This is a genomic window from Paenibacillus arenilitoris, assembly GCF_014705655.1.
Classification (GTDB): domain Bacteria; phylum Bacillota; class Bacilli; order Paenibacillales; family Paenibacillaceae; genus Pristimantibacillus; species Pristimantibacillus arenilitoris.
Window position 1 is genome coordinate 81,567 of record NZ_JACXIY010000010.1, and the last position, 25,159, is coordinate 106,725.

Annotated in this window: 17 protein-coding genes; all 17 read left to right on the forward strand. The window is 55.2% G+C overall.

Annotation, left to right across the window (positions count from 1 at the left end):
• Positions 1 to 232 precede the first annotated feature (232 nt).
• The 17 genes from IDH41_RS07970 to IDH41_RS08050 all read left to right on the forward strand — a co-directional run bounded on the left by IDH41_RS07970 (position 233) and on the right by IDH41_RS08050 (position 25,156).
• On the forward strand, positions 233 to 2,383 hold the full coding sequence (locus IDH41_RS07970; protein ID WP_190859869.1) for an MGH1-like glycoside hydrolase domain-containing protein: 2,151 nt from the start codon (positions 233 to 235) through the stop codon (positions 2,381 to 2,383).
• A gap of 19 nt (positions 2,384 to 2,402) precedes the next feature.
• A complete protein-coding gene (locus IDH41_RS07975; RefSeq protein ID WP_190859871.1) occupies positions 2,403 to 3,281 on the forward strand; it encodes a helix-turn-helix domain-containing protein in 879 nt (292 codons plus the stop codon).
• A gap of 139 nt (positions 3,282 to 3,420) precedes the next feature.
• Complete coding sequence (locus tag IDH41_RS07980) at positions 3,421 to 4,563, forward strand: ABC transporter ATP-binding protein (RefSeq protein WP_190859873.1); 1,143 nt, start codon at positions 3,421 to 3,423, stop codon at positions 4,561 to 4,563.
• A 3-nt stretch (positions 4,564 to 4,566) separates the two neighbouring features.
• Complete coding sequence (locus IDH41_RS07985) at positions 4,567 to 7,572, forward strand: extracellular solute-binding protein (protein ID WP_317890705.1); 3,006 nt, start codon at positions 4,567 to 4,569, stop codon at positions 7,570 to 7,572.
• Entirely contained in the window at positions 7,544 to 8,521 is a 978-nt protein-coding gene (locus tag IDH41_RS07990) for a carbohydrate ABC transporter permease (protein WP_223829544.1), read from the forward strand. The genes IDH41_RS07985 and IDH41_RS07990 overlap by 29 nt, the downstream gene beginning before the upstream one ends.
• Complete coding sequence (locus IDH41_RS07995) at positions 8,521 to 9,420, forward strand: carbohydrate ABC transporter permease (RefSeq protein ID WP_190859875.1); 900 nt, start codon at positions 8,521 to 8,523, stop codon at positions 9,418 to 9,420. Before IDH41_RS07990 ends, IDH41_RS07995 begins: the two co-directional genes overlap by 1 nt.
• Before the next feature lie 25 nt (positions 9,421 to 9,445).
• Complete coding sequence (locus IDH41_RS08000; RefSeq protein ID WP_190859877.1) at positions 9,446 to 11,572, forward strand: YIP1 family protein; 2,127 nt, start codon at positions 9,446 to 9,448, stop codon at positions 11,570 to 11,572.
• A complete protein-coding gene (locus IDH41_RS08005; RefSeq protein WP_190859878.1) occupies positions 11,569 to 13,848 on the forward strand; it encodes a DUF5696 domain-containing protein in 2,280 nt (759 codons plus the stop codon). Before IDH41_RS08000 ends, IDH41_RS08005 begins: the two co-directional genes overlap by 4 nt.
• Positions 13,845 to 14,711, forward strand: coding sequence for a carbohydrate ABC transporter permease (locus IDH41_RS08010; protein ID WP_190859880.1), 867 nt, complete (start codon positions 13,845 to 13,847; stop codon positions 14,709 to 14,711). The genes IDH41_RS08005 and IDH41_RS08010 overlap by 4 nt, the downstream gene beginning before the upstream one ends.
• Positions 14,712 to 14,742: 31 nt before the next feature.
• Entirely contained in the window at positions 14,743 to 15,747 is a 1,005-nt protein-coding gene (locus IDH41_RS08015) for a carbohydrate ABC transporter permease (RefSeq protein WP_223829545.1), read from the forward strand.
• A 146-nt stretch (positions 15,748 to 15,893) separates the two neighbouring features.
• Positions 15,894 to 16,601 (forward strand): ABC transporter ATP-binding protein, encoded by a 708-nt coding sequence (locus tag IDH41_RS08020; protein WP_190859882.1) that lies wholly within the window; start codon positions 15,894 to 15,896, stop codon positions 16,599 to 16,601.
• Positions 16,585 to 17,616: an efflux RND transporter periplasmic adaptor subunit gene (locus tag IDH41_RS08025; RefSeq protein WP_223829546.1), complete on the forward strand. Its 1,032-nt coding sequence runs from the start codon at positions 16,585 to 16,587 to the stop codon at positions 17,614 to 17,616. The genes IDH41_RS08020 and IDH41_RS08025 overlap by 17 nt, the downstream gene beginning before the upstream one ends.
• A gap of 12 nt (positions 17,617 to 17,628) precedes the next feature.
• A complete protein-coding gene (locus IDH41_RS08030; protein WP_190859884.1) occupies positions 17,629 to 20,574 on the forward strand; it encodes an ABC transporter permease in 2,946 nt (981 codons plus the stop codon).
• Between the two features lies 1 nt (position 20,575).
• Positions 20,576 to 21,448, forward strand: a complete 873-nt coding sequence (locus tag IDH41_RS08035; protein ID WP_190859886.1) for an ABC transporter ATP-binding protein — start codon at positions 20,576 to 20,578, stop codon at positions 21,446 to 21,448.
• Positions 21,449 to 21,512: 64 nt separating this feature from the next.
• A complete protein-coding gene (locus IDH41_RS08040) occupies positions 21,513 to 22,217 on the forward strand; it encodes a hypothetical protein (protein WP_190859888.1) in 705 nt (234 codons plus the stop codon).
• Positions 22,218 to 22,346: 129 nt separating this feature from the next.
• Complete coding sequence (locus IDH41_RS08045; RefSeq protein ID WP_190859890.1) at positions 22,347 to 23,723, forward strand: ABC transporter substrate-binding protein; 1,377 nt, start codon at positions 22,347 to 22,349, stop codon at positions 23,721 to 23,723.
• A 68-nt stretch (positions 23,724 to 23,791) separates the two neighbouring features.
• Positions 23,792 to 25,156 (forward strand): ABC transporter substrate-binding protein, encoded by a 1,365-nt coding sequence (locus IDH41_RS08050; protein WP_190859892.1) that lies wholly within the window; start codon positions 23,792 to 23,794, stop codon positions 25,154 to 25,156.
• The last annotated feature ends 3 nt before the right edge of the window (positions 25,157 to 25,159 follow it).

Sequence of the window (25,159 nt, forward strand, 5' to 3'; positions counted from 1 at the left end):
CTTTCGATTTCCGCCCCTGCCGGTACCGGCAGGGGCGGTTTTCTTTAAAGGGGGACCTTCGCGGGAGCGAATATAGGGCAGGGAAGGACAAAGAAGCCGACAAAAACGGACTTGAAAAGCAGATTTCCCCCATAGTTCGGGCAGAATCCACCAATGATCGGCCAACGCAGTGAGATATACTAAATTTGACAGCGACGCACGATATTTCAATATGCGAAATGGGGGATTCATAATGACGACGGCAAACCGCATCGACGAACGGCTCGGCGCGGGGAGAAAAGCGCTTCGCACCTTACCGGGCGCTTTGCTGCTCGGTTCGACGGGCGCGCGCCTTTGGGCCGATTATTTGGAGCCGCGGCCCGGCTTCGGCGGCAGGTTCGATTTTATTCACAAGGTTAACATTCCCTTGCTTTATACCGTATCGGCATCCGGAACCGAGAGCTTCGAGCCGTGCCGGACGGCATGGTACCCCAGCCATTTGAGAATGGAATATGAGGATAACCGGCTATCGTTCCGCGAGCAGAAGTTTATTGCATGGGACGATTGCGCCGTGTCCTTCCAGACGTGGACCAACCTCGGCAGGGAGGAAATTGTGCTGCGGCTGGAAACTTACGGAGATGTGTTTCATGACACCGGCAGCGGGCTTTACGGGACGTTCCCGGTCGGGCATCTTAGCTTTCATATCGACGCCGCAATCGTATCGAGCGATGAAGAGTTGTTCCGGGAAGTCCTTCTGAAGCCGGGGGAAACGAAATCGTTCATGATCGCCGCGGCGCTTGGAATCAGCGGTCAGGACAAGCCGGATGAGCTGACGCGGAGGGCGGGCGCGTATGCGCTTGGCGGCCGTTCCCATGAGAAGACCGTTGCCGGTTATATCGATGCTTATCAGCAGTGGTTCGATCGTATTCCGGATTTTCGCTGCAGCGATCCGCTGCTGAACAAGACGTGGACCTACCGCTGGTTTTTGCTGCGCCACAATTTGGCCGATCCGAAGTACGGGCGTCTGCAGCATCCATTGTTCTACGAGGGCAGATCGCACAAGAAGAGCAAAGCCCCTTTCAGCAAGGGGGGATGGGAATTTTGCAAGCTGATCAACCTGTCCGTTCCGCTGCATCTCATGGACGCCAGATGGCATCACGACCCGGCCTACGGCGTAGGCTCTCTGCAAAACATGAAGGAAAGCCCGAACGAGGACGGCATGTTCTGCTGCCTGACCGTCGATACCGTGATGCATTCCTTCGCCAATTTCTCCTGCTGGGCCGCGTACCAGCTGTACCTCGTACACCGGAACAAGGAGACGATGAGGGAGCTGCTGCCGGGCTTGAAAGCGCAGATCGCCGCCTGGAAGCGGGCGCACGGCAGCGACCGGGACGAATTGATGATCGAATACCGCCATACGCGCACGGGCAAGGAATACCAGCCGAGCTATTGGTATTTTCATCAATATCCGAGAAACCCGAAGGATCCGGCAACCTATACGCATGTCAAACGCGTCGACCGGACGGTATACCATTATTTGAATGCGCTTGCCGTAGCCAGGCTGTGCGAGGAGCTGGGCGATCCGGACGCCGGGGCGTTCCATGAGCAGGCAGAGCTCATCAAAGAAGATATATTGCAAAAAATGTGGGATTATGAAAGCGCATTCTTCTATGATCTTCATCACGAAACCGACGAAAAGGCGCTGGTGAAAAACATCGTCGGCTTCTATCCGGCTTGGGCGCAAATCATCGACGGCAAGCATGACGCGCTCATCGATCATCTGTTCGATCCGGGAGAGTTCGACACGGGCTGCCCGTTTCCGTCCGTCGCGGCCGATTGTCCCGCTTATACGAGGGACGGCGGATGGATGGGACATTTCGTGAAAGGGCGCAACGGCTGCGTGTGGGACGGGCCGACATGGCCGTATACGAATGCGATCGTCCTCGATGCGCTGGCCAAGGAGAGCAAGCGGAGCGGCCACCGGCATGACAGCCGGTTCATCCGCTATTTGCGCGAATACTCCTTTCTGCACTTCTTCAACAGGGATTTGAACCAGCCCGGGCTCGTCGAGCATTACAACAGCGCGACGGGCGAGCCGCTCAGCGACGAGCAGGAGTACAATCATTCGTTCTACATCGATCTGCTGATCGCGCATATTGCCGGATTGTCCATCGAAGCGGACCGTATCGTCCTCGATCCGGTCGATGCCGGACTCGATTATTTCTGCCTTGACCGGATCAAGGCGGCCGGGGCAGAGCTTCGCGTGACTTACCGGAAGCCCGGATGCGTGCCGGACGATGCCGGCATCGAAGAAGGCTATCGGTTGTACGTGAACGGCGAACAAGCCTTTGCAAGCGACGGACTTCGCCGGTTCGAACTGCCTTTGCGCGAATTGCGGCGATGAACGGAAGGAGGAGATTGAGGTGAACGGAATAATCGCGGAGCTTAGGGGCGAGAATTTCTTTGATCTCGACATCGATATTTTCGTCAACCGGGAGCAGGAAGCCTTTTCTCTCGGCCAGCACACGCATGATTTCGTCGAGATCAATATTGTCGGAGAGGGCTGCGGTTTTCATTACATCGAGGATCAGGTGGTGCAGGTCAAGCAAGGGGACGTCTTTCTCATCCCGATCGGCACCTCGCATGTATTCCGCCCCTCCTCTCCGGAGCGCGATAAGGTGCTTGTCGTGTACAACTGCATCTTCCGGAACAAGGCGATGGAAAATTGGAGCCATCATTTCTCCGAAAATTCGGAAACGATTCGCATGATCCTGTACCCGCAAGAGCGGAAAGGAAGATGGCTTCAGTTTCACGACAAGCACAGCACGCTTCACAATATGATCCACAACATGCATTGCGAATATTTGAAACGGAATCAAGGCTGCGAAATCATATTGAACACGACGCTGATCCAGCTGTTGATCATGCTGCAGCGCATGGAGATGGAGAAAGAGTACATGCCTTCCCCCAACGACAAGCTGGACGACGTCATGCATTACATTAAAAATCATTACTCCAAAAATATTACGGCCCAAAACGTGGCGGACCATTTCTATATGAGCATCAGCCACTTTCAGCGGCAGTTCAAAAAATTGACGGGACATACGTTTATCCAATATTTGCAAAATATTCGGATTCAAAAATGCTGCGAGCTGCTCGAATCGACGGATATCTCCATCCACGAAATCGCCAACCTGGTCGGATACCTGGACATGAAGTTTTTTCATGCGCTGTTCCGCAAGAAGACGGGCGTCACGCCTAGAAAATACCGGCAAAATTTCCAGGAGTGGAAGATCGAATAGCTCCGCTCCCAAAAGCGTAATCCGCCTATAGAATGTGCGAACCTCACCTATAATTCAATCAAAAAGCCAATATATAATGATTACCATAATAAAAAAGCTGTAACCGTTATCATGCAAATAGGAACCGGGAGGTGCCAATGTGGGCTGTATCATATTGAATCACGTGGAAAAACGATACGGCAAGGACAAACTTAGCGCCGTGCAGGATTTTAATCTGGAAATCAAGGACGGAGAATTTCTCGTCATGGTCGGCCCGTCCGGATGCGGCAAATCGACTACCTTGCGAATGATCGCGGGGCTCGAGAACATCTCGTCCGGCGAAATTTATATCGGCGACCGTCTGGTCAATCATCTGCCTTCGAAGGACCGCGATATCGCGATGGTATTTCAAAACTATGCGCTATATCCGAACATGAACGTTTACGAGAATATCGCGTTCGGTCTGCGCATGCGCAAGCTGCCCAAGCACGAAATCGATATGGCCGTCAAAAAAGCGGCCCGGACGCTGGAAATCGAAAATTTCCTGGAACGGAAGCCGAGGCAGCTGTCCGGCGGGCAGCGGCAGCGCGTCGCGCTCGGCAGGGCGATCGTCCGCAATCCGCAGGTGTTCCTCATGGATGAGCCTTTGTCGAATCTCGATGCCAAGCTGCGGGTGCAGATGAGGACGGAAATCATTAAGCTGCACAAGCAGCTCGGCGTGACGACGGTATACGTGACGCATGACCAGGTCGAGGCGATGACGATGGGCAACCGCATCGTCGTCATGAAGGACGGGATCGTCCAGCAGGTCGATACGCCGCAGCGAATATACAGCAGCCCGAAGAACATGTTCGTGGCCGGATTCATGGGCGCTCCTCCGATCAACTTGGTGGAAGGCAAGCTGCTCGAGGTGTCCAGAGGGGCGCTTGAGTTCCATACCCGGAAATATTCGCTCGCAATCCCCGACAGCCAGTCGAAGAAGCTGATCGATAAGCGAAAGGCAGGCAGGAGCGTCATGCTCGGCATTCGAAGCGAGCACGTCCATCTGGATCCCGCCATGCGAGAGACGAACCCGCATTCGCAAATTCCGGGCATCCACAAGCTCAGCGAGTTTATGGGAGCGGACCTTTATTTATATGCCGAGATCGGGGCGAGCCAATTGATGACCGTCCGCTCCAACATCGACCAAGGCAGCCGGGAGAACGAAAAGGTTATTGTTACGCTCGATATGCGGAAAGCGCTCTTCTTCGATTTGGATACGGGAGAAAACTTGCTGCACGACGATGATCGCATGGAGGGATGAATCGTGAGAGAGTTTTTGCGGTTCCGGCATCGGATCGGAATCGCGATCGTGTTGGTGTTGCTGTCCGGGACGGCCTTTAACGGCTATGCGTCGCAGCTGCCGGCGGGCGTGAACGATTCCGTAACGGAGGACGAGGCGCCGCCGCAGGCGCCTGAATCCGGCCTCCAAGACGTCGGCGGACAGACGGATTCGGATCGCGGCGAGCCTTATTATTCCGAAGTGCTGGAGCAGTGGAAGCAGCAAGGAATCCCCGAAGCGAGCGGTCAAATAACCGTCCGGGGGACTGCGTACGCCGGCAAGTCGGACAATGCGAGAATCGAAGCGGGCTCCTTCGAGAACAAAGACGACGTGCTCGTATGGGCGGCGGAATCCGATGAATGGATCGAATATGAAATCGACGTCGAACGGGAAGGGCTGTACGCGATCGACATTTCCTATCATCCCTTCGTCGGGGAAAAATACCGCAAGCCGATTACGCTGAATGTTCTGTTCGATCAGAGCAGACCTTACCTGGAATCCAGATCGATTCAGCTGTACCGGAAATGGCAGGACGCCATGCCTCCGGAGAAAGACGAATACGGCGATGAAATCCGGCCCGCTTCGCAGGATGTCAGCGACTGGATGACCGCCCGGCTGCGCGATTCGGGGGGCGCCTACGAACGTCCGCTGCTTTGGCATTTGACGGCGGGCAAGCATGTGCTGCGCCTGTCCGGCAGCGATCCGCTGGCGATCGAGTCGATCATGCTGCAAGCTCCCGATCCGATCGACGATTATAAGACCGTCGCAAGCAAGCGGACCGGGGAAGCGGCTGCCGTATCCGGCGATGCGATCGAGATCGAGGCGGAGCGGGCGGCTTGGAAGAACGACTCTTCCGTCTCGCTTTCCTACGATAACGACGTCGCCTCCACTCCCTATGAGAGAGGGAAGTTGATCTACAACGCCATCAACGGAGAACGCTGGGCGACGGGCAATCAAGAAATAACCTGGACCTTCGACGTTCCGGAGGACGGCTTATACAAAATCGCGATGCGCTTTCAGCAGTCCTATTCCTCCAACCGTTCGACATTCCGATCCATATCGGTAAACGGAAAAGCGCCTTTCTCGGAAATGGAGGCTTACCGGTTCCCTTATGCGTCGGGCTGGCAAGGGACTACGCTCCAGGACGGGAACGGCGAGCCGTACGAGTTCGAGCTGAAGAAGGGGACGAACACGCTGACGATGCGCGTCACGCAAGCTCCGCTGAAGCCGATCATGGTCGATTTGGACCATATTATATCCGGTCTGAAGGACCGGGCGCTTGATATAACCGCGCTCACCGGCGGAGCCGTGGATCCGAACAGGACCTGGAACATCGAACGCGATTTGCCCGATTTTGTCGCCCAATTCCAGGACTTGTACGATCGGCTTCGCGATGTCGAGAAGCGTCTCATCTCCGTCAACGGCAGATCGGATGCCCTGACGCAGGGGATGGTTACCGTCGAGAAGGATATGCAGGAGCTTCTGGGCAACATCAATCATATTGCTTACGAAGCCGATAAGCTGACGGGCATGCAGGGCAAGCTCGCCGATTATTTGCAGCAGCTGGGCACGCAGCCGCTTCAGCTCGACCGTCTGTACATCGTCCCGGCAAGCGAGGACGTTCCGAAGCTGGAAGCAAGCTTCTTCCAGAAGGTCAAAGGTGGCTTGTTCGACTTCCTGCATACGTTCAAGCCCAAGACGAAGCTTGGCAACGGGGAGAAGGGGGAGCTGAACGTCTGGGTCCAGCGGGGCAGGGACTACGTCAATCTGATCCAGCAGCTGGCCGATGAAATGTTCACCCCGGAAACGGGGATCAAGGTGAAGGTGAACCTGCTGCCGAGCTCGGATCAGCTCGTGCTCATGAACGCGGCCGGCATCGCGCCGGACGTCGCGCTTGGCCTGTCGCAGGATCTTCCGTTCGAATACGCGGTGCGGGGAGGGTTGTACGACCTGACGCAATTCCCCGATTTCGATCAAATCTACGAGCGGTTCGCTCCCGGAACATGGATACCGTTCTATTACGACGGAGGCTATTACGGCATCGCGGAGACGCAAACGTTCGAGATGCTGTACTACCGCAAGGATGTGCTGAGCCGCTTGGGGTTCGACGTTCCGGATACGTGGGATGACGTCTACGAGATGCTTCCGACGCTGCAGCAGAACAACTTGAACTTTCCGCCCGTATCGAACGCCGCGTTCATCTATCAGAACGGCGCCGAATTTTTCGAGCAGGACGGAATGAAGACCGCTTTGACGACGCCGAAAGGGTTTGAAGGCTTCAAAGAGTGGACGGATCTGTACAACGTTCATGCCGCCGACCAGCAGCTCGCCAGCTTCTTCCAGTCGTTCCGAAGCGGCGCCGTCCCGATCGGAATCGCCGATATAACCGCCTACATCCAGCTGATGGTCGCGGCGCCGGAGTTGAACGGACTGTGGGGCATCGCGCCGATACCGGGCAAGCTGCAGCAAGGCGGAACCGTTGCCCGCTGGATGAGCGGCGGCGTCCAGAGCGGCGTCATGTTCAAAAGCACGAAAATGGCGGAGGAAGGCTGGAAGTTTCTGAAATGGTGGACGTCCGCGGAGGCGCAGGAGCGATTCGGCAACGATATCGAGATGCTGAACGGACAAGCGTTCCGCTGGAATACGTCGAATATCGAGGCTTTCATGACGCTCCCGTGGAAACCGGAAGATGCGGCCAGCATCCTGGAGCAGTGGCGATGGTTCAAGGAAATCCCGAACGTCCCCGGCTCCTACTATTTGGCCCGCGAGCTTCAAAACGCATGGAATCGCACCGTGCTCGACGGCATCAATCCCCGGAGCTCGCTGGAAACCGCCGTCAAGGACATCGAGCGGGAGATGAGCCGGAAATTGCAGGAATTCAAGTTCATCGACGCAAACGGCAAACCCGTCAAATCCTTGGATTTGCCGGTGGTGAAGGAGCCTTGGAAAGGAGTGGAGCCGTATGTTGAAAGCGGAATCGAAGCCGATTAACAGCCTGGATGCGACAGCTGCCTATAATACGGCGCGCAAGACGCAATCGCTCCTCAAGACGATCTGGTCCTACCGCGTTTCTTATCTTTTCATCGCGCCGTTCATGATCTGCTTTATTCTATTCATCATGATTCCGGTCATCGCGGCCTTTTGTCTCAGCTTTACTTATTTCAACTCGCTGCAGCCGCCGCGGTTTGTCGGATGGGACAATTTCCGCTACATGATCTCGCAGGATTTGCTGTTTATCAAGTATGCGCTGCCCAATACGTTCAAATTTTCCGTTATTGTCGGTCCCGGAGGCTATCTTGCCGCGTTTTTCCTGGCGTGGCTGATCTCGATCCTGCCGCGGACGTCGCGCAAATGGTTTGCCCTGGCGATGTACTCCCCGTCCCTGACGGGGGGGATCGCCATGGCCATCGTGTGGCAGCCGATGCTCTCCGGTGACCGCATCGGTTACTTGAACAGCTTCCTGCTTAAGCTCGGCCTCGTCAGCGAGCCTCAATTGTGGGTAACGAGCAAGGAATATTTGATGACCTCGATGATCGTCGTCACCTTGTGGTCCAGCATGGGAATCGGCTTTCTGGCCATGCTGGCCGGCATTCTGAACGTGAACTCCGAGCTGTACGAAGCCGGCAAGCTCGACGGCATCCGAAGCCGCCTGGAGGAAATATGGTACATTACGATTCCGTCGATGAAGCCGCAGATGCTGTTCGGCGCGGTCATGGCCATCGTCGGCACGTTCAAGGCAGGGGGGATCGGCAGCCAGCTTTCCGGCATGAACCCGACGCCGGAGTATTCGGGGCATCTGATCGTCAACCATATTAACGATTACGGCTTTATCCGCATGGAGCTCGGCTATGCGACGGCTTTATCCGTCTTCCTCTTGCTCTTGATGTATGTGGCCAACAAGTTTTGTTGGAGTTTGTTCGGTACGAAGGAGGATGAATGATGAAAACGACGTCGGCGATTCGCTTTTCCGGGCTTTGGCGGAGACGCGCCAAGCCGTTCCGCCTGACTCCGACGGAGAAGATATCGGCGGTCATGCTCGTTCTTCTCAGTATTTTTATGCTGATGCCGCTCGTGTACATTTTCAACAACGCGCTCAAGCCTTACCAGGAGCTGTTCAATTATCCGCCGACGATATGGGTTCGGAACCCGTCGATGCAAAATTTCATCGAATTGTGGGCGATTACGAAAAACTCGGCCATTCCGATGTCCCGGTATATTTTCAACAGCGTATTCGTGGCCGTTGCGACCGTCGTGCTCGTCACGGGCGTAAGCGCGATGTGCGCGTATCCGATCTCCAAGCATAAATTTCCCGGTCATCGGATCGTATTCGGCTCCATTCTCGTGACGCTGTTGTTCGCGCCGGAAACGGTCGCGATTCCAAGGTATTTGGTCGTCAGCAATTTGGGCGTCATGGACACGTATTTCGGGCATCTTCTCCCGATGGTTGCCGTACCGGTCGGCGTGTTTCTAATGAAGCAGTTTATCGATCAGCTGCCGGACGAATTGCTGGATGCGGCGAAGATAGACGGCGCGAAGGAATTTACGATCTTTCTGAAGATCGTCATTCCGATCTGCATGCCCGCGGTGGCGACGATCAGCATCATCGCCTTTCAGGACGCATGGGGAAATACGGAGACGTCAACCCTCTTCATGCAGGATGAGACCATGAAGACGTTTCCGTTCTTTATTTCCACGCTGACCTCCAATATGGCCAACAATGTGGCAAGGCAAGGGGCGGCGGCCGCCGCCGCGCTCATCATGTTCCTGCCGAATCTTATCATATTTCTTATCTTTCAGAGCAAGGTCATCACAACGATGGCTCACTCGGGCATCAAGTGATGCGGAGCAAACGGAGGTCTAAAGCATGAAACCTAAACGCGGCGGGCTGTGGTTGTTCCTTTCGCTGATCATCTTGAGCACCGTGTTTTTTCCATTAACGGCCAAGGCCGACGTCAAGTACGACACGTACACGAAGAATAGCGCCGGCAACCTGATCTGGCTGCAGCCAGCCTACATTCCGATCGATGTCATCGGAGAAGATTTGTATATGCCCGATCCGAACGATCCTTCGGTGAAGACGGTATCGTCCCTGTCGCATCCGAAAGACATTTTTATCGATGACGACAACGAGATCTACATCGCGGATACGGGAAACAACCGGATCGTGCATCTGGACGGCGGCGGCGGGCTCGTCCGCTTCCTAACCGTTCCGGAAAGCGCGCTGAACAAGCCCGAAGGGGTGTTCGTCACCAAGGAAGGCGAAATCTTCGTCGCCGATACCGGCAACCGGAGAATCGTCAAATTGGATAAGGACGGGAAGCTGGTCAAGGAATTCGTTAAACCGGATTCGCAATTTATTTCCGACACGTTCGTCTTTACGCCGGTCAAGCTGATCGTCGACGAGCGCGGATTTCTGTACGTCGCATCGCAAGGGAGCTACGAGGGACTGCTCGTGCTCGATCCGAACGGCCATCTTCAAGGGTATTTCGGAACGAACGAGACGGTGCTGTCCGCCATGGACGCTTTGAAAAAATGGCTGTATACCGAGAAAATGTACGCCAGGGAAGTGCTGAAGAGGCCGGAGACGATCAACAGTCTCGCAAGCGACGGCAACGGGTTCATCTACACCGTTACCGGAGGATCGATTTCCAGCGACCAGCTGAAGAAATTGAACTCCCGCGGGGCCGACATGCTGCGAAGCTCGCAGGGCTCGTTCGGGGAATACCGTCCGTCCGATGCGAGAGGGCTCGCGCCGACCGCCGTCAAGACCCCGCAGCTGATCGACGTGGCGGTCGACAGCGAAGGTAATATCGCGGTCGTCGACCAGCAGTTCAAATATATAAGCCATTACGACGGCAACGGAACCTTGCTGTACTTCTGGGGCGGGCCGTCCGCCGCGGGCACCTCCCAGATCGGGCTCATGAAGAGCCCCGTCGCGCTCGATTTCAACGCGCGCAACGAATTGTTCGTCCTGGACGATCAGGAAAATATTATTCAGAAGTTCCGGATGTCGGAATTCGGACAGAAGGTCGTCGAAGCGAACAAATTGACCTTGGCGGGCTTCTATGAGGATAGCGAGAAGCTGTGGCAGGAGGTGCTTCGGCTGAACGCCGATTTCAGCCCGGCGATTCAAGGTCTGGCGCAGGCGGCGTTCAAAAAGGAGCAGTTCGAAGAGGCGAAAAGGCTGTTCAAAGCCGCGGGCGATCAGGAAGGGTTTTCCGAATCGTATTGGCAAATTCGGCTGCTGTGGTTTCAGCAAAACTTTTCCTGGATCGCTACGATTATAATGGCAGGCATTTTCCTGATGGTCGCGCTCGATAAGTGGACGGTGACGAAGCGTCTCAAGGCCAAATGGCGCAGCCGGGAACGATCGCGAAATCCGCTCATTACCCATTTCAAGCATGCGTTCTTTATTTTGAGGCATCCGGTCGACGGCTTCACCGCCATCCGGTATGAAGGCAAAGGAACGTATTGGAGCGCGGCCGTCATTATCGCCGGGACTTATTCCGCCCTCTTGATTCGCGAATACGTCACCAGCTTCTCGTTTCAGCTCGTTCATTTCGTCAACGTTTACAACGTATTCACCCAGTTTTTCATCGTGTGGATCATGTGGGTCATCGCCAATTATTTGGTCAGCTCGATCTACCGGGGCGAGGGCAGATTCCGGGACATCTTCATAGGAAGCGCTTACGCGCTCGTTCCGTACATTCTTATCGGCATTCCGCTAGCCTTGCTGTCCAACGTCATGACGTTGTCGGAATCGTCCGTTTACAACTTCGTTTCCCAAGGCCTCGTCATTTGGATCGGCCTGCTCATGTTCTGGAATACGCAGTGGATTCACAATTACAGCGTCGGCGAAACGATCATTAACATCGTGCTGACTCTCGTCACGATGATCGTCATTGGCCTTCTTCTCTTTATTACGGTTGGATTGACAAGCGATTTGTTCTCCTTCCTCTATGAACTCTACCAGGAGGTGACTTTGCGATGAAGTGGATCAAACCGCTGCTCGCCAAACGGAATTTGCCCGCCGTAATCGCAGCCGTCCTGCTTGTTATTGCCGTTAGTCTGATCGCCGCCAATACCCGGTTCGTTTGGAAAACGACGGCGGCACCGCCGCCGGCTCCGGCGGATAACGGCTCCGGCGGCGCTCACACCGATAGCCAAGCCGCGCTGCCCGATTCGACCGGCTTCAGCCAGGTAGCGGAGTCGGAGCTGCTCCGTCTGAAGATGGACGCCAAAACCGGCCATTTCATGATGGAGGACAAAAGGAACGACGAGGTCTATTATTCCTATCCCGATCCTAAGTATTGGGCGAAGGAAGACATATCGAAAACCTGGAAGCAGCATCTCTCCTCGCCGATCATGCTTCAGTATGTCGATTTCTCGGAGCCGATTCTGAATCCGAAGGAGCTCAGCTTTACTCCCGGCGTTGACCGCATTAAGGACTTGAAGACGATCCCCGGAGGCTTCTCGCTGACCTTCGAGCTGCCGGAGACGGGCTTTACGATACCGGTCGAGGTTACCGTCGACGGCGATTACGTCCAGACGAAGATCGTTCGGGAGGGCTTGAAGGAGAACAAGCTCGGACTCGTCTGGGTCAGGCTGTATCCGTTCTTCGGCGCGACCCATACGGACGGACAAGAAGGCTATTTGTTCATCCCGGACGGCCCCGGGGCGCTCATCCGGTTCAAGGATAACAAGCTGAATGTCAATAAGGTGTACGACGAGAGCGTGTACGGCTCGGATATGGTTTATCAGGGACTCTACAATAACCGGAATCCGGTTACGATGCCCGTCTTCGGAATGAAATCCGGCGATAAAGGATTTCTGGCCGTCCTGAACGACGGCGAGGCGTATGCCAATATCGTAGCGTCGCCCGCCGGCGTGTTCAGCGATTACAACTGGATTACGGCACAGATGAACTTCCGGTCGAGCTTTCTTCAATATACGAGGAAAAACGCGGAGGAATCCGGCTTCGTCGATTTCAACCGGGATGAGCTGTTCGGCAGCGATCGGGCCGTCAGGTACTACCTGCTCGATAAGGCGAATTCGGACTATGTCGGGATGGCGGAGCGCTACCGCCGGTATCTAATAGAAGAAAAAGGATTGAAGAAGATGGATGCCGCCTCTTCCGGCGTGCCGCTTCACATGACCATTGTCGGCGGCGATCAGGAGAAGGGAACGCTGGCGGCTCGGTACATCAAGGGCACGACGACCGCAGAAGCGGAGCAAATGGTGAGAACGCTGCACGAGCTGGGAATCGGGAATCTGTCCATCACCTATACCGGATGGCAAAAAGGGGGCTACAGCGAATTCGGGCGAACGCTGCCCGTCGATCCCGGCATCGGCGGCGACGAAGGGATGAAGTCGTTCGTCGATTATGCCCACAGCCTGGGCGCTCCGGTCTATCTGGATACGGAATACGCCTTGAACAACACCGGGGCGGGAGGCTTCGAGAAGGAATTTGCCGGCGTGACGAATTTGGCCGGGCAAACGATCGACATGCGCATGCTTTACAACGAGGATCATGTATCCGCGGTCAGCGATAAGTTCAATTTGAATTCGGTCAAAGGCGACTTGGAAGGCTACAAGAAGCTGGGCATCGACGGCCTTGTCGTGAACCGCACGGGGCAAGAGCTGTTCAGCGATTACAATACCAAATACGGCTCGTCAAGGGATGAAGCGAAGGAGGTCCAGGCCGAAATTTTGAACACCGTCCGGAACGGTTTGGGCGGCGTGCAGGGCGTAAGCTCGAATTTTTATGCGTTGCCGTACGTTCGCCATATTCAAAATATGGTTTCCGACTACTCCTACGATTTGTTTGCGGACGAGGCGGTTCCCTTCGCGCAAATCGCGACGCATGGCTTGCTCTCGTATTCGTTTGATTATTCGAACAACCGGGATGAGAACGGCAACGGCTTTTTGCGGGAAATCGAATACGGGGCCGTCCCTTCATACGTGTTCACCCAAGCGGACACCAGCGATTTCCAGCGCGCGTACGGCATCCGTTTCTACAGCACGAAGTTTTCGGACTGGAGCTCGTACGCGGCGGAAGAATACAAGCGCTTCAACGAGGCGCTCGGCGACGTTCAGAACCAATTCATCGTCGATCACAAGACGATCGCGCCCAATGTAAAGGAAACGGGCTACGAGAACGGCAAGCGGATTATCGTCAACTACAATACGGAGCCTTATGCGTACGGCGATTTGGAAGTTCCGGCGAAAGACTTCATCGTGTTGGACGGGGAGGCGGCGAAGCCATGAATAAAGCGACGAAGCTTAGAGCGTCCATGATGGAATATGTCGAAGGAACGATATTCATTGCTCCCTGGTTTATCGGCTTTGTGCTGTTCATGGGCTTTCCGCTCGGATTTTCCCTCTACATGAGCTTCCGCAAAGTCAATGTGGTGGCGACGGGGATGACAAGCTCGTACGTCGGGCTGAAGCATTACAAGGATATATTGCTGGAAGACGGCAGCTTGCTGTATAACGATTTGATCCCGTTTCTTCAGAAGACGCTGTTCATGGTTCCGGTTATCGTCATCTTTGCGTTGCTCATCGCCATTGTCTTGAACCAAAGGTTTGCCGGCCGTTCGCTGTTTCGCGCCATATTTTTTCTGCCGGTCATCTTGTCCACGGGACAGGTCGTCAGCGAGCTGCTGACGCAGGGGGAAGGCGCGCTCGGCTTTATGTCCAAATACAACGTGTCGGGACTGATCAGCGGGAATCTGCCCGCTACGTGGGCGACCCCGCTCATCTGGATCCTCGATTCCTTCGTTCTGATTTTGTGGTACTCCGGGGTTCAAATTTTGATCTTCCTCGGCGGAAGGCAGACGATTTCCAATTCGGCGTACGAGGCGGCTCGCATCGACGGGGCGGGCCCGTGGGCGGCTTTTTGGAAAATTACGCTGCCGGCGATGACGCCGTTTATTTTCCTGAACATGATCTACACGGTCGTCGACTTGTTCACGTTCCCGACCAACCCGATTATTATGCGGGTGCGCGATAGCGAGTACGGGCAGTTCAGCGCGCTCATCTGGCTTTACTTTATCATCATCGGCATCTTTTTGATTATTATTTTCATTCTTTTCAGCAGGGCGACGAAATCCCAGCGAATGGTCGCATAGCGGCCGATCATGACGGAAGAGGTGAGGCAGGATGGACAAAATGCTGGCCAAAATCGGTTTGCGGACCAAACGCGCGGACATTTCCGCGCGTTTGGGAACAAAGCTGGAATTGTCCGCGGATTTAAGCTGGTTGAGCAAGGTCCGGTATTCCATTTTCGGCAGGGAGGCCGACAAAGGGCTTTTATTTAAACTATTCATTTACGTGATTCTGATCGACGCGGCTTACATTTACTTAAAGCCGGTGCTGCACATGGTCACATCCATGGTCAAGGACGGAGCGGATTTGCTGGACCCTTCGGTCAATTGGATTCCGCGGGTCGTCTATTTCGGCAATCTTCAGGATGCCTGGGCATGGCTCCAATATCCGAAGGCTTTCGGGCTCAGCATGCTGCTGTCCGTCTCCGTGGCTCTGCTCCAAACCTGCTCCTGCGCGATTGCCGGCTATGCCTTCGCAAGGCTGAAGGTGCCTTTCAAGCCGGTCCTGTTCTTCTTTCTGCTGATCACCTTTATCGTGCCGCTCCAGCTAACGATTCTGCCGAATCTGGTCTTCGCCAGAGTGCTTGGCGTTCTGGATACGGTCCTTCCGATCATCGTTCCCGCCTTGTTCGGGCTTGGGCTTAAAGGCGCGCTGTTCATTATCATTTACCGCCAGTTCTTCTCCACCCAGCCGAAGGAGCTTGAGGAAGCCGCCAGAATCGACGGAGCGAGCGTCTACAAAGTGTTCTTCCGAGTGATGATGCCGCTGGCCAAGCCGGCCATTCTTGTCGTATTCCTATTCTCCTTCGTCTGGACCTGGAATGACTTCTATTTGCCGAGCATGTATTTGGCCAATACCGAAACGCCGCCGCTGTCGCTCGGCATCTCGCGCATCGCTTCGATGATCCGGGCGCAAGCCGAAATTAGCGGACCTTCCATCTTCACCGAGCCGATCAGCATGGCGACGACGTTCCTGATGATCCTGCCGCCGATCATCCTCTATGCATTCGCCCAGCGGTGGTTCATCGAAGGCGTTGAAAGAACGGGTATCGTCGAATAGGTAAAAGAAGTAATAACAGCCTATAAATGTGAAATGATCCGCCTATAAGTATAGGAAGCATCCGATATACATTTGAACTAACGGCAAGCAGGAGAGGAGCGTGATACGCCTGGGAAGGACGAAATGCCAGACGAGGGGGAGGTCGAATGACTACCGCTGAACGATCGTTAATCGAAAAACCGCTTGTCAGGGCCGAAGGCATCGCGAAAACGTTCGGACACGGCGCCGGCAGCGTGCAGGTGCTGAGGGGCGCGAGCCTGACCATTCAGCCGCAAAGCCTCGTGGCGATACGAGGGAGATCCGGCTCGGGAAAAACGACGCTCATCAATATATTGGGAGCGCTCGACCGGCCGACGGAAGGAAAGGTGCATTTTAAAGGAACGGAAATCGGCGGGCTGACCGAATACAGGCGGAACAAGCTCCGCCGAACCGATATCGGGCTGATCTTCCAGTCCTTTGCCCTTGTGCCGATGATGTCGGCCTTCGAGAACGTCGAGTTCGGCCTTCGCATTGCGGGAATCGCTCCCGATTTCCATCGCGAATATGCGGAAAGAGCGCTCGAGCTTGTCGGCCTTAAAGGCCGGATGAAGCATCGACCGTTCGAAATGTCGGGAGGCGAGCAGCAGCGCGTCGCGATCGCTAGGGCGATTGCCCATAAGCCTTCGCTCATCCTGTCGGACGAACCGACGGCGGAGCTGGACAGCAAGATGGGGCTGCAAGTGATGAAGGTATTTATGGATCTGGTCAAGTACGAGGGATTGACCGTTGTCTTGACGACGCACGACGCGGCGATTATGGAAATCGTGGATCATGTTTATGCATTGGAGGATGGTCGCATTGCCGAGGAAAGGTAAAGGGATCCGGATCGTTATTGGCGTATCCGCCGTTATGCTCTGCCTGTCGGGCTGCTCGCTGCTTCCGGTCGAAGAGAAGCAATTGAAGCCGCCGCTCGCCAAACCGGCCGAACAGAAGATTGAGACCGTGGAAGTGAAACAAGGCGACATCGTGAAGCAGGTTACCGGCGTAGCCGCTTTCGTATCGGACAAAATGGATTATTTGTTCTTCAAACAATCGGGCGGAAGGCTGTCCCGGATCAATGTTCAATTGGGCGCCAAGGTGAAGGCGGGGGACGTTCTGGTCTCCACCGAGACGGACGAATTGGAAGCGGATGTGCGGCTGCAGGAAATCGAAATCGAGAAAATCAAAATCGAGCTCGAGCAGGCATTAGCCGAGAAGGGACAGGGCGATCCGGCGGTCAAGATGAAGCTGCTCGATCTTGAAAGCGCTCAAATTCAGTTGAATCTGCTTAAAAAGCAGCTCGAACAGACCAGGCTGATATCGTCCGTAGACGGCATCGTCACTTATATCGAACCGATGGAGCTTGGCGAACAGGTTTCGGCCTACAAGAAGCTGGTGACGATATCCGACCCTACCGAGAGGAAGCTCCTTTACGAAGCTTCGGACCGCGGCAATCTTGCCGGCGTTCAGATCAATATGAAGGTCAGCGTCAAGCTTAACGACAAAACCTATCAAGGGAAAGTGGTCCAGACACCTTCGACGGCTCCGGCGAGCAACAACGAAGCGATCGATGCCCGCAACGCCAAATCGGTCGTCATCGACGTGCAAGGCTTGCCGTCCGGAGTTAACATCGGCGATCAGGCGGACATCACGATCGTAACGGAGAAGCGGGATCAGGTGCTGATCATTCCGAGATCGGGGCTGCGCACCTATTTGGACCGCGATTATGTGCAGGTGCTGGATGGGGAAAGCCGCAAAGAGATCGATGTGGAGAAAGGAATCGTGACCGACACCGAGGTGGAGATCAGAAAGGGCTTGTCCGCAGGGCAAAAGGTGATTTTGGCTAATTAGGGGGCTTACGCATTGGCGCTGTTGATCATGATTTTGCGCAAAATGATAAAAAACAAATGGCTGGAGCTCAGCCTGCTGTTCGGCCTCGTCTTAACCGTCGCTTTAGCAAGCAGCATGCCGATCTATACGAACGCCATCCTGCAGCGAATGCTAAGTCAGGAGCTGCAGAACCTGCAGTCGGACACCGGACAGTATCCGGGCACGTATTGGCTGTCTGCCGACAATCCCGCCGCCGAAGGCGGCAAGGCCCCTCCGGATGAAGGCTTCTTCGCAACGGACGACTATTTAAGTCAGAAAGCGTCCGGCCGGTTCGGGCTTCCGGTGCAGCAGTTCGTTCGGGAGAGAGCCACGGCCGTATACAGCTTCCTGCCGTCCGACACCGAGCGGATGGACGTCAATAAGATCCGGTGGGCGAATTTCGCCGCGATCAGCGACGTGGAGAAGCATATTGCGCTGAAGGACGGACGGCTTCCGAAGAAAGAGCCGGTTGACGGCGTCTACGAGGCGCTTGTCGTTCCGGACGCGCTGACGGAACTCAATCTGGTTCTCGGCAATGTCTTTGCGGTTAAAGACGACAAGGTGAAATCGGAGATCAGGGTTAAGCCGGTAGGCGTGATCGAACCAAGCGATTATACGGATTTGTTCTGGTACAACTCCACGGTCAGCTACAAGAGCAGCTTCCTCATCGATCTGGATTTGTTCGATAAGTCGTTCACGAAAGGCAACGAGCTGACCGTCGAATCAAGCTATTGGTACTTCGCGCTCGACTACACGCGAATGACGCTGAGCTCGGCCAAGGATTTCCTCGCGGAGAACGGACGCATCGCCGCCCATATGAACGGGCAGTACGACACGCATTCGAAAAACGCGCCGGCGCTCCGAACGCTCGGCGTATACAAGGAGAAGGAAGCGAAGCTTAAAATCCTGCTGTTGTCGCTGAACGTGCCGGTCATGCTGATGCTCGGGTTTTACCTGTATATGGTGGCCAACCTGATTACGGAACGCCAGAAGACGGAAATCGCCGTGCTGCGCAGCAGGGGCGCAAGCCGGTTGCAAATCGTGCTCGGCTATACGATCGAAGGCTTGGTCCTTGGCGTCATCGCGTTTTTCGCGGGACCGTATGTCGGGGTCATGATCACCAAGGTGCTCGGAGCGTCCAGCGGCTTTCTGGAATTCGTCCAAAGAGCCAAGCTGCATGCGGAAGTGGGCAGGGAGGCATTCGAATACGCGCTGATCGCCATTGTGTTGTCGCTTGCGATGACGCTGCTTCCGGTACTGCTCGCGACCCGCTTCTCGATCGTCGCGCATAAGCAGCAGCTGGCGCGCATTCGGAAGCAATCGTTCTGGCACAAGTATTATATCGATTTCCTATTGATCGCGATATCGCTGTACGGCTTGCAAAGCTATGAAACGAGGATGAGCAAGCTGCTCTCTATCGGCGCGAATACGGCCGATATGTCGGTCGATCCGCTTCTGTTTCTTATTCCGGCGTTTTTCGTTCTGGGGCTCGGCTTATGCCTGCTCCGTCTATACCCGTGGTTCATCCGTTTGATTTATTTGATCGGAAGACGCTGGTGGCCGCCGTCGCTCTATTATACGTTAATCCAGGTCGGACGGACGTCCGCTTCGTACAAATTCATCATGGTGTTTATGATCATCACGATCGCTACCGGCATATTCAGCGCGAGCGCCAACCGCACGATCAACAAAAACGTCGCCGACAAAATCGATTACCGGATCGGCGCGGACATCGCGATGACCATCCGTTGGGAAAGCGACGCGCCGCCTATTCTATTGTCCGGCGGAGCGGCCGGCGCGGACGGGGATACGGCGGAGGAGACCGCATCCTCGAATAACGGGGCCCCGCGGAAGACGCAGTATACGGAGCCTTCGTTCCTGCCGTTTACGCAGATGCCGGAAGTGGAGCATGCGGCCAAGGTGTTCGTCAAGAAAGACGCCTCCTATTACGCTCCGGCGAGAGGCAACGACGGGGACGCTTCGAAGCTGCAGGAGCGGGGCAAAGTCGAATTGATGGGCATCGATACCTATGAGTTCGGCATGACGGCCTGGCTCAGAGACGGACTTCTCGATTATTCGTTCAACTCGTATTTGAACCTGCTCGCATCCGAGCCGACCGCCGTCCTTATTTCCAGATCGATGGCTATTCAGCATGGCCTGAATACGGGCGATTTGATCCAGATCGGCTGGTACGGCGCGGATACGGCGGAATTTATCGTCTACGGAATCGTCGATTATTGGCCGACCTGGAATCCGGGCGCGGGCGGGGCTCCGCAGCCGTCGGCGGACGACGGCGGCTCCGCCAAGCCGGCCATGCCGAGCCTCGTGATCGGCAATCTCTCTTATATTCAGAACAGCGTCTCCCTTGAGCCGTATGAGGTATGGCTGAAATTAAAGGAAGGGTCGTCCAGCGAGGATGTCTACCAAGCGGTAACGGACAAAGGCTATGACATTACTTCGCTTGCGGATGCGAACCAGGAGCGGATCAGGGCCGTCAACGACCCGTTCCAGCTTGCGATTAACGGCGTCATGACGCTTGACTTCCTTATTTCGATCGTCATTACGTTCGTCGGCTTCCTGCTGTACTGGGTGCTTTCCCTGTTCGCGCGAACGCTTCAGTTCGGCATCCTCCGGGCGATGGGGATATCCATTTTCCAACTGATCGGGATGCTGATCGCCGAACAGCTGCTCATTTCCGGGGCGGCGATCCTTCTCGGGGTATTGAACGGAAATTTGACGAGCCGGCTGTTCGTGAGGCTGTTCGAAATGTCCTTCGACAAGAGGACGCAAATTTTGCCGTTCGAGGTGACGTTTAATCCGAGCGACCAGGTTGGGTTGTACGTGATCGTGACGATCATGATGGTGCTGGGCATCGGAATCCTCGGCTTTACCGTATCCCGAATCCGCATCCATCAGGCGCTCAAGCTGGGGGAGGATTAGGATGATCCGATGTGAAAACCTGGTGAAAATTTATAAGCAGGCCGATTTGGAAGTGGTTGCCCTGCAAGGTCTTGACCTGCAGGTCGAGGCCGGCGAGCTGATGGCGATCATCGGCAACAGCGGCAGCGGAAAATCGACGCTGATGAACGTACTCGGAGGACTGGACCGGCCGACGGCCGGCTCGGTCACCGTAGACGGCAAGGATCTGCTGCAAATATCGGATCGGGAGCTGGTTCGGTACAAGCGGGAAAGCGTCGGCTTCGTCTGGCAAAATAACGCGCGCAATCTCATTCCGTACTTGACGGCGGAGGAGAACGTGGAGCTGCCCATTCTGCTCAAAGGCCGGCGAAAGCGGGAACGCGCGCGGGAGCTGCTTGAGGCGGTCGGCTTGAGCCATCGGCGCAACAACCGGCTCAGCCAGCTTTCCGGCGGCGAGCAGCAGCGCGTCGCCATCGCCATCGCGCTGGCCAACCATCCGAAATTGCTGCTGGCCGACGAGCCGACGGGATCGGTCGATTCGGCCATGGCCGGCCAGATTCTCGATTTGTTCCGGCATTTGTCCCATACGCTCGGTCTGACGGTCGTCATCGTCACCCACGACCCGCAGCTTGCCCAAAAGGTGGACCGCGTCGTTGCGATCCGCGACGGCAAAACGTCGTCGGAAATGGTCAGGCGCACGTCTTACGCGCAAGAGCTGAACGAACTTGCCGCCGATACCGAGGAAGACTCGCATATCGAATACGCCGTGCTCGACAGGGCCGGTCGGCTGCAAATTCCCGCATCCTATTTGGAAGCGATCGGGGCGAGCGGCAGCAACAAAGTCCGCGTCACGCTGGAAGACGGGAAAGTCGTCTTATCGCCTCCCCTGCCTTAAACCGGGGGGCGGCATTTATCCATCAAGCAGTTACTCATTCCATGAATCGGGGGGAATCGCATCCATGAAACGTCGTCTTATTGTTATGTTCGCCGCTCTGGCGGCTGCGGCCGTCGCCTTATCGGCGTGTTCTTCTTCAACGACCGCTACGGAAACGCCCGAAGAGAAAACGGCTATTTATGTAGGCAACGACACGATCGGCGATACGCTGACCAAGGACCATTTGACCAAGCTCGGGTTCGAAGTGACCGAAATGACGGACCGGGAAATTACGGACAAAAAAGCGCAAAACTACTCGCTCGTCTACATTAACTCCACCATCAGCAGCGCGGGCAATATCGGCACCAAACTGTACAATACGGCGGTGCCCGTCATTTACGCTTCCGGCAAAGTGACGAGCTACAACGACATGACGGGGACGGGGGAGAATACCGATTTCGGCAGAGTGCTGGGGACGGCCTTGAACGTAAAGGACGGCGAGCATCCGATCGCATCGGGTCTGAGCGGTACCGTCGAGGTGTACAAATCGAACGGCGGATTCGAATTCATCGTGCCTACCGGCGATGCCGCCGTCATCGCGACCGCCGCGGACGACGATACGAAAGCGCTCATCGCCGTGTACGACAAAGGCGTCAAGAACGGGATCGGCAATGCCGTGCCGGCCCGGCGCGCGTTTATGTATTTGGCGCCGGAGGATATCATCTATGCGACCGATGACGGCTGGAAGCCGTTCGATGCGACCGTGCAATGGGCGATCGGCGAGAAGTAAGCACGGATGCAGTTATCGGCCTATAAAGGGGAATTGAAAGCCCCATATTTCGGTCCGGCCGCTATGTTAATTTTAAGCTAAGCAGTTGAAAGCGCTTCTACAAAAGAACAAGGAGGTCTTTCATTATTTATGAAAAAACTATTGATTACGGCTCTGGCAGCGTGCTTTGCCATTACGGGACTGGCGGGCTGCACAAGCAACAACGGCACGAATGCGCCCGAGCAATCCGACAACGCGCAAAGCACGAACGAGGCGAGCGTTGAGCCCGCGAATACGGAAGGCTCCGGCGACGGAGGCAACTCGCTGTTTTTCTACACCGCGCAAAACCCCGTCTACGAAGACGAAGCGAATTTCGAGCGTCTGATCGGACAGTACATCAGGAAGAAGTTTCCCGATATAGACCTGAAGCACGTCCACTGGAACGACGGTACGCGGTACGAGGATTTGATCGCCAAGGGGACGATTCCGGATATCGTATTCGAGCAGGTCCGCCGGAACACCTCCCGAATGGTCAAGAAGTTTAAATTGGAATACGATATGAGCGATCTGATCAAGCAATTCAATTTCGATACGAGCAAATTGGATCCGGCAAGCATGGAGGTCATCAAAACGGCTTCGGACGGCAAAACCTATGCCCTTCCGTTCGAAATGAGCGATTTCGTGCTCGCTTATAACAAAGATATTTTCGATAAGTACGGGCTTGATTATCCGAAGGACGGCATGACGTACGACGAGGCTTACGAATTGGCCAAGAAGCTGACGCGCCAGGACGGGGACATTACGTACAAAGGCTTCCAGCAGCATCCGAGCCATTACATGATGTACAACCAGCTATCCGAGCCCGCGCTCGATCCCAATGAAGACAAAGGCGCCCTGGATTCGGATACGTGGCTGAAAATCGTAAACAATATCCGGCGTTTCTACGAAATTCCGGGCAACCAGTTCACCACGACGAGCGATTTCCCGAAAGGTCAAATGGCGATGTCCGTGGATGTCGTGGAAAACGTGCTCAAATGGTCGACCGAATATCCGGATTTGAATTTCGACCTTGCGTCCGTCCCCGTATTTCCGGAAGCTTCGAGCTCGAAATATCAGCCGAACCTGAACGGCCTGTTCATTACGCAGCAATCCAAAAATAAAGAGCTGGCGTTCCAGGTCATCCAATATCTGCTTTCCGACGAGGTGCAGGCCGAGCGTCAGAAAGAATCGATTATCGGACCGTTGAACGTGCCCGAGGTTCAGCAGGCGTTCGCCCAGAACGTTCCGCAAATGAAGGACAAACACATTCAAGCGTTGTTCGCTCTGCAAAGCGCGATGCCGGCGCCGCGCAAGCCGGGTCTGACCTTCATCAATCCGCCGGTTCAACAGGTGTTCCAGCCGAATATTTTCGAGCAGTCCAAGGACAGCGCGACGGCGCTGCGGGTCGTCAACGAGATGATCAACAAACAGCTTGCGGAAACGAAAGCGGCCATCGACGCGGGCGGCGACGGTACCGCCTATCAATAACGGACTTTGCGGGAAGGCCTCTCCGAATCGGAGAGGCTTTTACATCTAAAACGGGAGGGCTATGAACAATGAAGAAGGCTGCTGCTTACGCGCTATCGACGATACTGACAATCTCGGTACTTGCCGGCTGTACGAACAATACCGGGGGCGAAAGCTTGAACGAGGGGGGAAACTTGACGGCAAACGCAAGCGGAACCGGTAATGACGGCTCCGCTTCGAACGACAATGTCTTGTTTTTTTATACGGCCCAGAACAAGGTCTACGAGGACGAAGCGAATTTCGACAGGCTGATCGGACAGTACGTCAAGAAGAAATTTCCGGACATTACGCTGAAGCACGTGCACTGGAACGACGGCACGCGTTACGAGGATCTGATCGCCAAAGGAACGATTCCGGATATCGTATTCGAGGAGACGTACCGCAACGCCCGCCGGATGATCGAGAAGTTCGAGCTGGAGTACGACATGTCGGAGCTGATCAAAAAATTCAATTTCGATACGAGCGTGCTGGACCAAGGCAGTCTCGAGCGGATCAAGACGGCTTCGGGCGGCAAGCTATACGCGCTTCCGTTCGAGCAGAGCGATTTCGTCCTTGTCTATAACAAAGATATTTTCGATAAATACGGTTTGGATTATCCGAAGGACGGCATGACCTACGACGAAGCCTACGAACTGACCAAAAAGCTGACCCGTCAGGACGGGGACATCACCTATAAAGGCTACCAGCAGCACCCGAGCCATTATATGTATTACAATCAGCTGTCCGAGCCCGTGCTGGATCCGAACGACGACAAAGGGATGCTGGATAACGAAGCCTGGCTGAAAATCGTAAACAATATCCGCCGTTTCTATGAAATTCCGGGCAACCAGTTCGTAACGACCGGCGATTTCCCGAAGGGTCAGATGGGGATGTCCGTGGACGTCATCGAGAACGTGCTGAGATGGTCGCAGGAATACCCGGACCTCAACTTCGATATTGCCTCGGTTCCCGTATTTGCGGATGCGCCCGGGAGCAAATATCAGGCCAATGTGAACGGGTTGTTCATTACGAAGCAATCCAAGAAGAAGGACCTGGCCTTCCAGGTTATCCAATACTTGCTTTCGGATGAAGTTCAGGAGGCCAGGGCGAGTGAAGGGATCATCAGTCCGCTGAACAAGCCGGCGGTGCAGCAGGCATTCGCCCGGAACGTCCCGCAGCTGCAAGACAAGCATGTCGCGGGCATATTCGCTTTGCAAAGCGCGATGCCGGCGCCGCGCAAGCCGGGTCTTACGTTCATCAACCCGCCGGTTGCGCAGGTGTTCCAGCCGAATATTTTCGAGCAGTCCAAAGACAGCGCAACGGCGCTTCGGGTCGTCAACGAAATGATCGACAAGCAGCTCGCGGAGACGAAAGCGGCGATCGAGGCGGGCGGCGACGGCACCCAATACCAATAATCC

Excerpts from the sequence above, each read along its gene's own strand:
- IDH41_RS07970 (WP_190859869.1), top strand. The coding sequence starts at position 233 with ATGACGACGGCAAACCGCATCGACGAACGGCTCGGCGCGGGGAGAAAA.
- IDH41_RS07990 (WP_223829544.1), top strand. The coding sequence starts at position 7,544 with ATGTTGAAAGCGGAATCGAAGCCGATTAACAGCCTGGATGCGACAGCT.
- IDH41_RS07995 (WP_190859875.1), top strand. The coding sequence starts at position 8,521 with ATGAAAACGACGTCGGCGATTCGCTTTTCCGGGCTTTGGCGGAGACGC.
- IDH41_RS08000 (WP_190859877.1), top strand. The coding sequence starts at position 9,446 with ATGAAACCTAAACGCGGCGGGCTGTGGTTGTTCCTTTCGCTGATCATC.
- IDH41_RS08005 (WP_190859878.1), top strand. The coding sequence starts at position 11,569 with ATGAAGTGGATCAAACCGCTGCTCGCCAAACGGAATTTGCCCGCCGTA.
- IDH41_RS08010 (WP_190859880.1), top strand. The coding sequence starts at position 13,845 with ATGAATAAAGCGACGAAGCTTAGAGCGTCCATGATGGAATATGTCGAA.
- IDH41_RS08015 (WP_223829545.1), top strand. The coding sequence starts at position 14,743 with ATGGACAAAATGCTGGCCAAAATCGGTTTGCGGACCAAACGCGCGGAC.
- IDH41_RS08020 (WP_190859882.1), top strand. The coding sequence starts at position 15,894 with ATGACTACCGCTGAACGATCGTTAATCGAAAAACCGCTTGTCAGGGCC.
- IDH41_RS08035 (WP_190859886.1), top strand. The coding sequence starts at position 20,576 with ATGATCCGATGTGAAAACCTGGTGAAAATTTATAAGCAGGCCGATTTG.
- IDH41_RS08040 (WP_190859888.1), top strand. The coding sequence starts at position 21,513 with ATGAAACGTCGTCTTATTGTTATGTTCGCCGCTCTGGCGGCTGCGGCC.
- IDH41_RS08045 (WP_190859890.1), top strand. The coding sequence starts at position 22,347 with ATGAAAAAACTATTGATTACGGCTCTGGCAGCGTGCTTTGCCATTACG.
- IDH41_RS08050 (WP_190859892.1), top strand. The coding sequence starts at position 23,792 with ATGAAGAAGGCTGCTGCTTACGCGCTATCGACGATACTGACAATCTCG.